Source organism: Lentilactobacillus parafarraginis DSM 18390 = JCM 14109 (genome assembly GCF_001435895.1).
Classification (GTDB): domain Bacteria; phylum Bacillota; class Bacilli; order Lactobacillales; family Lactobacillaceae; genus Lentilactobacillus; species Lentilactobacillus parafarraginis.
Window position 1 is genome coordinate 1 of sequence record NZ_AZFZ01000168.1, and the last position, 1,393, is coordinate 1,393.

Annotated in this window: 1 protein-coding gene and 1 pseudogene; one reads left to right on the plus strand and one right to left on the minus strand. The window is 43.7% G+C overall.

Annotation, left to right across the window (positions count from 1 at the left end; all coding sequences use genetic code 11):
* Positions 1-27 precede the first annotated feature (27 nt).
* Positions 28-885: pseudogene (locus tag FD47_RS14520) on the minus strand (IS30 family transposase); the annotation flags it as partial.
* A gap of 164 nt (positions 886-1,049) precedes the next feature.
* Between FD47_RS14520 and FD47_RS14525 the strand changes: the two are divergent.
* The gene (locus FD47_RS14525; protein WP_054736774.1) at positions 1,050-1,265 is read left to right on the plus strand and encodes a hypothetical protein; all 216 of its coding nucleotides are present in this window, start codon (positions 1,050-1,052) and stop codon (positions 1,263-1,265) included.
* The last annotated feature ends 128 nt before the right edge of the window (positions 1,266-1,393 follow it).

The following is a 1,393-nucleotide window of genomic DNA, read 5'->3' on the forward strand; positions in this document are numbered from 1 at the left end:
CTCAATTTAGATCTCAAACAGTTTCTAAGGGTGGGCATAATAAGTCTCGGCAACACCCTCAAGCGCAGCCGTTAGCGTGGTGAACTCTGTTCCGTTATCCGCCGTAACTGTCCGCATAACGTCACCGAATTCAGCCGTAATATTTTGCATGGCATAAGCCACAGATTCAGCGTCTTTACCCTCGATCAAGCGGACAATCTCATAGCGCGTTTTACGTTCGGTAAACGTTAATAGGACACTCTCGCTACCAGCACGTTTGCCAATGACAGTATCAATCTCAAAATGACCAAACTCGTGGCGCGTTTCTACTCGCTTTGGCCGTTCTTCAATACTACGACCGAGTAGGCGCTGATGTTGGTGCGAGTGGTGCTGGGTCGTCCGGCGTTTTGTTTTTTCCAGCGGATCAAGGTTACGGATCTCCAATAGTTGCGCATCGATATAGTTGTACAAAGTCTTCGTACAGACCATTTTGGCCGGCTTAAATAACCGGTGCTTACGGGCATAACCAACAGCAGCGTCCGGAGACCAGCCCTCATGGCAGAACTTATCATCAAAGTAGGCTAAGAAGGCCGTCACTTGGCTAAATTTTAATGGACGTCCACAGTTTTGCCGCTTTATTTCATAGCGATTCTGAGCGGCTTCAGGGCTGTAAATTTCAAAGTAGTGTTTCTGATTATTAACGCGTTTAACTTGCGTGACTCGACCACGCTTGAGCTCATTATTGACGGTCTGGTGGCAGACGCCTAATCGAATCGCTATTTGCCGTGCTGAGCATCCTTCAATGTGCCAAGCGGCGATTTGACCGCGTTCGATTTCCGATAAATGGTGACCTTTTGGGCGTGGTGTGATAGACTGTTCTTGCATCAAGACGAAAACTTCTTTCATTGTTTGTTGTAGGAACTTCAATGATACCTGAATTTTTCGTCTTGGTGTTTTTTTTTTACCATTTTGGCTGCGTGGCTAACTTAATTATAAAACGCGCGACTTTTATAAAGCCAAAAGTAAACCTAAACAACGAGTGAGATTAGCAAAGCAAAGGAGATCATAAAATGGATAATAAATTAGAAGTCATTGGGAGTGAATTACCAGTTTTGCAGGCTAAAGGAACCTACAAGTATCTAAAAGAAATCACTGGTAACGGAGCCTATTATCAAGTGGCTTGGCAAAAATTGTCTGACGGTTACATTGCCCTTTATGGCACGACCTCAATTCAAACAAAAGTGGCTCCCATACTGAATGATATTTTTGAAGATGAGGAGGGGTAACTTATGCCAAATAAAGCAGATGTTAAGGCTTGGAAAGCACAATTAGTCGCCCAGGCTGAACAGCAAATCCTAAAATTAACTGATAGTGACCAATTTAAAAAGGTAGATTGTAAAATTAATCCGAACGC

Coding starts and splice junctions, on each gene's coding strand:
- FD47_RS14525 (WP_054736774.1), top strand. CDS start 1,050: ATGGATAATAAATTAGAAGTCATTGGGAGTGAATTACCAGTTTTGCAG.